This window comes from uncultured Veillonella sp., from assembly GCF_963534045.1.
Taxonomy (GTDB): domain Bacteria; phylum Bacillota; class Negativicutes; order Veillonellales; family Veillonellaceae; genus Veillonella.
Genome location: NZ_CAUSQT010000023.1, coordinates 22,704 through 29,082, shown reverse-complemented (window position 1 = coordinate 29,082; position 6,379 = coordinate 22,704). Strand labels below are relative to the sequence as shown.

Below are 6,379 nucleotides of genomic sequence, written 5' to 3'. Positions count from 1 at the left end.
GGATGAAGAAAGTAGATATCATTGCTCGGGCAGAGCAATTAGAAGATTTAAAAGAAGCCTTGAATCGCATTGGCATTCAAGGGATGACGGTTTCCCAAGTATTTGGCTGTGGATTGCAAAAAGGGCATACCGAAGTCTATCGTGGGCAAGAGTATGCGGTCAATCTTGTGCCAATGGTGAAGGTTGAAACCGTTGTATGTGACGTGCCTGTTGATCTTGTAATGGATACGGCACGCGATACCTTGCAAACTGGCGAGGTAGGGGACGGCAAGATTTTCGTGTACGATGTAGAAGATTCTATGCGGATTAGAACCGGTACACGCGGTACGAAGGCCGTTACTGATGATGAAGCTTAATTAATTATATATAATACGTGAGCTGCTACATACTTTGGTGTGTAGTAGCTCTTTGCGTTTATACATGTATGGGTGATTGGTTTTGTAAAATTTAATGCTATAATAATTGTATGATTAGACGATTACGCTCGTATTGGAGCAAATATATACAACTATATAAGCGAGGTATACTAGGCATCATTACATTTATTGGAATTACGGTAGTCATTATTTCCATCTTAGCTACTATTGCGAGTCGAGGCATGGGTGTTATTTTTAATGAGGTAATAGCACGTCAGACCATGATGCGAGGGACTATTACCGTCGCTAGTCTGAGCGCCACTCCATGGGGGACCATATCCTTTGAGGATTTGCAATGGTCTGATGACGATGGACATCAGTTGATGACCGTACCTTCTGGTAAGATACGCGTTAATATGTGGGATGTGATTACTCGTAATTTTAAGGCATCTGCCATACGAGGCATAGAATTAAATGATGCAGTCATTGTAGTAGATTTAGATGATGATAACCGAGTCGATTTTGTGCCTGCTTCTCCTGATATTAATAAACCCTTATCTGAAGTAGAACAGAGACCTAAAGCACCGAAAAAAACGACCCTAGAACGTCAAGAAGAGCTAGGGAAAAAGGTGCGTAACTTTAACTGGAATGGTCAACATATCGATGCGATTGTGAAGCTTTCAGACTGCCAATTGGAAATATTCCAAAAGAATCGACATTATGTGATGAATAATGTTAATGCTCGATTTGATATCGATACGAATCGTGCCATTCGCATGAATCTAACAACTGGTAAATTCGGAGGCACCGCCATTGGGGATGGCCTCACATTGGAAGGCCGCATCGATCTAAAGGATGTGCTCAAGCATCGTATGCCTACACTCGATATGAAGTTAAATATTTATGGCGTAGATCCGGCGTCCCTGGGATTTGGTGATAGTATTCACGATAAGATGACATTGCTCACAGCAGTGACGGGGGAAATTAATCGGCCCTTTGCATCGGGACGTGTTACCATGCCAATCCTTAGAATCCCTGCACTAACCTTTGAAAATGTGGTAGGCGATGTGACCTATCAAGATGGCATATTGGATTTTAAAGAGGTATATGCGAATGTATTTGGCGGTAAGTTAAAGGCTAAAGGTGTATATAATCTAGATACGCGGGCCTATGAATTAGTGGGGGTCGCCACAGATCTAGATAGTAGCATGGCCTTAAAAACACCGGATTTTGCTGTTCCTGTATCGGCGAACCTTAACTTCTCAAGTAAGGGACAGCCTAAAGATATGGTGGTGTGGGGCGATTTTACATCTGGTGCAGGTCGTTACATACTCATTCCTATACAATCTATTACGGGACGCTTTCACAATCAAGGACGTCATTTATCGTTCTTTGATGTGAAAGTACATACATCGGTAACAACTATCTCAACGGATGCATTGTATATCGATAATGGCGAATTAACATTAGGGCCATTAAATATTACCTCCAATGGGGGGAGTAATTTTGCCATTTATGATGAAAGTACATTTGGCGAGCTTGGGCATACAATGGATGGTATAAAAAATGACATGGCGCAGGCAAATCAAAATATGAAACGTGTGCAAGGTAATAGCCAATCACTAAATCAAGAAAATATCAAACCACCAAGTGATGGTAAAGGAGTGTTAGATGAGGCAAAGGAATCAATCAAAGGTTTATCAGATAGCTTGAAATCGATTAAGATTCGATGAAGTTTGGAAATTTTCATGTTTAGTTTATCTCCTAAGTATACAATGCGAACTGTTATCAAAACATTTGATGACATAGTGGATTATATATGTGTTTTATTAGGAGGTTTCTTATGAGAAAAGCTAAAAAATTATCTATAACACTTATGGCGTCTGTTATGGCTTTAGGCGTTGTAGCATTTACAGCACAACCAGCTAACGCATCTTATGGCTATAAATATACTGATTCCATTCGCCCACCAGTTTTGACACCTACACCATCTACTGGTAGAGCACCTGTGGAACCTGTAGCCACTACAGTTACACCAGCTCCTGCTGACAAAACTACAACAACAGTAGAGCCAACTAAAACGGCTGGTTCTGTAACAACAGCTAATACTACAAATAATACAGATAAAACAGCACAAGATATTCTTAGCTCTTTGCTTTCCTTGTTGCAAAACTTGTTTAACACTCTATTTAAATAATAGGGGATAACAAAACGGCGGTCCTTATTGGAACCGCCGTTGTTGCATATACAAAAGCCCTTCGGTTGCGTCCGAAGGGCTTTACTATTTGTATTATTATTTTGTGTTTTTGTTAGTTGTTTGTGTATGTTTAACCTTGATAAGCGGTTCGTCCTTTGTAGTGGATTTTGTGTTGGATTCCACTTTAGAACTCGTTTCTACCTTGGCAGGTGTAGTGTCTGATGGTGGCAAGAATGTACTGATTTCGTTTTTGTGAGGCCCGTTCGTATTGGTTGTGGATGCTAGCTGAGCGCGTTGTGGGGCGATGAAAATTTCATCCTTCGTGATTTTTACGTCATTCAATAGCAATTTGAATGCGCTAGGGCTCACGAATAATTGACCATCTATCATGCGTGGTGTAGGTAGCATAGATTCAGATGTATCAAGGTTGATGATTTGCAATTTACCTTTCCGTACGATTTGCGCTTGATCTGGTTGGATGGCTAGCGTAGCAATGCTCATGTCTACCAATGCAGTTTTTGTTGGTGCGTCCCACGCCACCTTATAGCCTAAGGCTTCCGATACTTGGCGTAATGCTACAAGCGGTTGGCCATCTACATAGGCCACATTTTGATGATCTTTCACCGGCTCTAATACCTTGCCATCTACATTGATGTGATGTTGTGTCGTTACAGATGCAGGTTTTTCTAAATTTTGAGCTGGTGCTGGTGTTTCCATGCCGATTGCTGCATGTGCTGGTTGTGCCATGCCTACTGTGAAAGCTAACGCACCTAGAGCGATGCTAGATAAAATAAGCTGTTTTAGTTTCATAAGGGACCTCCATAAGGTGTTATATTGTTTTGAATATATTAATATTACCAGATGTATATGAATATTTTATTATAAACTTTAATTTCATGCAATTAAAATAGAACGTACAGTATATGATATAATTAAGTATTAATTAAATTATTTAGTATGATTATATATAGAAAGAGGTTTCCCATGGCTAGTGGCAGATCCCAAGAAGAATTACAAGGCGTAACGATGTTAGGTCACAAGACCGATTACCCTACTGATTATGCACCACAGGTGTTAGAGGCGTTTGATAACAAACACCCTGATAATGATTATTTCGTTAAGTTTAATTGTCCTGAGTTTACAAGCTTGTGTCCTATGACAGGGCAACCAGACTTTGCGACCATCTACATTTCGTATGTACCAGATAAGAAAATGGTTGAGTCCAAATCTTTAAAATTGTACTTATTTAGCTTCCGTAACCATGGGGACTTTCACGAGGATTGCATTAACATCATCATGAAAGATCTCATCAAGTTGATGGACCCTAAGTACATCGAAGTATGGGGCAAGTTTACGCCGCGCGGTGGTTTGTCTATTGATCCTTACGCAAACTACGGCAAACCCGGTACAGAATGGGAAAAGACGGCAAAAGAACGTCTTCATTTCCACGATATGCAGCCTGAACGCGTAGCGTACCGTTAAGATGAATTACGAATTTATAGCTGTCATCTCGGCAATCATATTTTGCTTTGTATTTGGCCTATTATTGTCATTGCATCCAGCAGCGCTCGTCGTTGGTAGTCATAGTTCACTACATACATATAGCCGATGGACACGGTGGAGCGCTTACATAGCATTGATATTATTAGTACTGCGTATTGACATGGCTATTACAGACTGTATGGTACCGTCTAGCTTGATGTTTAGTGAATGGTTTCAGATTGTCACCATTGCTATATTTGCTCTAGTCCTATTACAAATACTAGGCTTTGTAGATTTTACACATGGGGAACGAAATGTACAGTTTCACTATTGGCAAATTGAGCAAGGTTATTGTTCAGCATCTCGTATAGAACGATATTTACAACAGCATCATGGTCAAGTGGCAGGAGCGTTGGTAAATTATGGCTATGTTTTATGGATGACATGGTGTTCTATGTGGCCTTCTATATTGGTGCTATTCTGGTATAAGCTATGGGCCGTTGAAGTAAATGGCTTGCTGTCACCAATTATATCTAGAAAAGAGCATATGCCAGATGTGGTTTCTTATTTGATAGTAGATCCGCATATTTTAACGTATACCTTGGCGGGTTTCTTATGGGGACATATTGTATTGCATGACCGAAAGAACATCATCTTATATGGCAATAGTAGGGCTTTTCAGTTTGTGTTCTCTAGGCTTATAGTCATCATCGGCAGTCTTTTATGGATAGGAATTGCCGTTGCCATTGTGACGGTGCCAATTACGTGGGATTCGGTGATTAGCACGCTTGGCAAAATACGATAAACTCAGTTATTTCCTATAAACTGCGGACTTTAAAGACCCTCAAAATTCTTGACAGATATATTCCTAGGTGTTAGAGTAGGAATATATTTATAGAGTGTACAAATGATTATACCCAGTGTATAGTTTGGTGATCGTTAAAACCGTGACTTACGCCCTTGGGAGTATCCAAGGGCGTTATATTTTTGATAGACACACTGTTCGTGTAATGAACGTAGATATGGAGTACTTATGATGCAAGGTTTGCGCGAATTATGGGGCAAAATTCAATACAATATTAAACGCGTCATGGATTCTGACCCGGCTGCCACTAATGTGTGGATGGTTATATGGACGTATCCTCATATTACGGCCTTGTTTTGGCATTTCTTTGCGCATCGCCTCTATAAGGCGGGATGGCCTACATTGGCACGCCGTATAGCACTTCATTCTCGCCATGTAACAGGCATTGAGATTCATCCAGGTGCTACCATAGGTCGAGGTTTATTTATTGACCATGGTATGGGTGTTGTTATCGGTGAAACGGCCATCGTAGGTGATAATGTAACATTATTCCACCAAGTAACATTGGGCGGTATGTCCTCTAAGAAAACAAAACGCCATCCCACTATTGAAGATGATGTACTCATTGGTACAGGTACAAAAATTTTAGGCGATATTACGATTGGAGCGCGCACTAAAATCGGTTGTAATCTAGTTATAAAACACGATATTCCGAAAGATATGGTTATCTTTGAAACAGATCCAGAAAATATGTACGTTCGGAAACCTAGAAGAAAGAATAAAAATGGAGCATCTAATGATAGCCCATATCCTGAAAATTACATAGAATACTATATATAAATAGACTGGCTTAGACCTCTTGCTGTTAGATGCATATCTGATGGTAAGAGGTTTTTTGTTTCATAAAAATTTCATTGAAAAAAATCGATAAAGTTATTGACAAGGAAAATCATTATTGTTAATATAGTCGTGTAATCAATATTGATTACAAATTACAGAGATGAATAACAGGCATAAAAGCCAACTAGATTTGTCCTATGTTAGGATAAATTGTAATTGAGAATTAAATGAAAAAGGAGTAATTATTATGAAAAATGTACAACAAGTAAATCAATATTTAGCAGATCTTTCCGCATGGAATGTAAAATTACACAACCTTCATTTCAATGTAACTGGTCCACAATTCAAATCTATCCATGAATACTTGGAATCCATTTATGATGAAGCATTTGAATATTTTGATGCAGTAGCTGAACATGTAAAAATGCAAGGTGAATTCCCATTGGTAAATTCTGTTGAATATGCAAAATTAGCAAAAATCGGTGAACTAGGTCAAGAAGATATTCCTCAACATAAAGTTATCGAAATTTTACTTCATGACTTCAAATATATGAAGGATCAAGCTGCTGCTATTCGTGAAGCAGCTAGTGAAGAAGATAATTTCTTGCTTTCCAACATGATGGAAGATCACATTGAATATTATGTAAAACAAATTTGGTTCATTGAATCTATGTTGAAATAATTCAATTGACAACGCCT

At 39.1% G+C, this 6,379-nt stretch carries 8 protein-coding genes; 7 read left to right on the top strand and 1 reads right to left on the bottom strand.

Annotated features, from left to right (window positions below):
• Positions 1–2 precede the first annotated feature (2 nt).
• From RYP29_RS05485 to RYP29_RS05475, 3 genes are all read left to right on the top strand, one after another.
• Entirely contained in the window at positions 3–356 is a 354-nt protein-coding gene (locus RYP29_RS05485) for a P-II family nitrogen regulator (RefSeq protein WP_227041856.1), read from the top strand.
• Between the two features lie 110 nt (positions 357–466).
• Positions 467–2,089 (top strand): membrane biogenesis protein AsmA, encoded by a 1,623-nt coding sequence (locus RYP29_RS05480; RefSeq protein WP_311532588.1) that lies wholly within the window; start codon positions 467–469, stop codon positions 2,087–2,089.
• 110 nt (positions 2,090–2,199) lie between these two features.
• Positions 2,200–2,553, top strand: coding sequence for a hypothetical protein (locus RYP29_RS05475; RefSeq protein ID WP_311532587.1), 354 nt, complete (start codon positions 2,200–2,202; stop codon positions 2,551–2,553).
• A 96-nt stretch (positions 2,554–2,649) separates the two neighbouring features.
• Here RYP29_RS05475 and RYP29_RS05470 read toward each other — a convergent pair whose 3' ends face one another.
• Positions 2,650–3,363: a copper amine oxidase N-terminal domain-containing protein gene (locus RYP29_RS05470; RefSeq protein ID WP_311532586.1), complete on the bottom strand. Its 714-nt coding sequence runs from the start codon at positions 3,361–3,363 to the stop codon at positions 2,650–2,652.
• A 174-nt stretch (positions 3,364–3,537) separates the two neighbouring features.
• Between RYP29_RS05470 and queF the strand changes: the two genes are divergently transcribed.
• From queF to RYP29_RS05450, 4 genes are all read left to right on the top strand, one after another.
• On the top strand, positions 3,538–4,035 hold the full coding sequence (gene queF / locus RYP29_RS05465) for a preQ(1) synthase (RefSeq protein WP_287527829.1): 498 nt from the start codon (positions 3,538–3,540) through the stop codon (positions 4,033–4,035).
• A 1-nt stretch (position 4,036) separates the two neighbouring features.
• Positions 4,037–4,840, top strand: coding sequence for a hypothetical protein (locus tag RYP29_RS05460; RefSeq protein ID WP_311532585.1), 804 nt, complete (start codon positions 4,037–4,039; stop codon positions 4,838–4,840).
• A 228-nt stretch (positions 4,841–5,068) separates the two neighbouring features.
• Positions 5,069–5,680, top strand: coding sequence for a serine O-acetyltransferase EpsC (gene epsC, locus RYP29_RS05455; RefSeq protein WP_009661741.1), 612 nt, complete (start codon positions 5,069–5,071; stop codon positions 5,678–5,680).
• 247 nt (positions 5,681–5,927) lie between these two features.
• A complete protein-coding gene (locus tag RYP29_RS05450; RefSeq protein ID WP_311532584.1) occupies positions 5,928–6,362 on the top strand; it encodes a DNA starvation/stationary phase protection protein in 435 nt (144 codons plus the stop codon).
• The last annotated feature ends 17 nt before the right edge of the window (positions 6,363–6,379 follow it).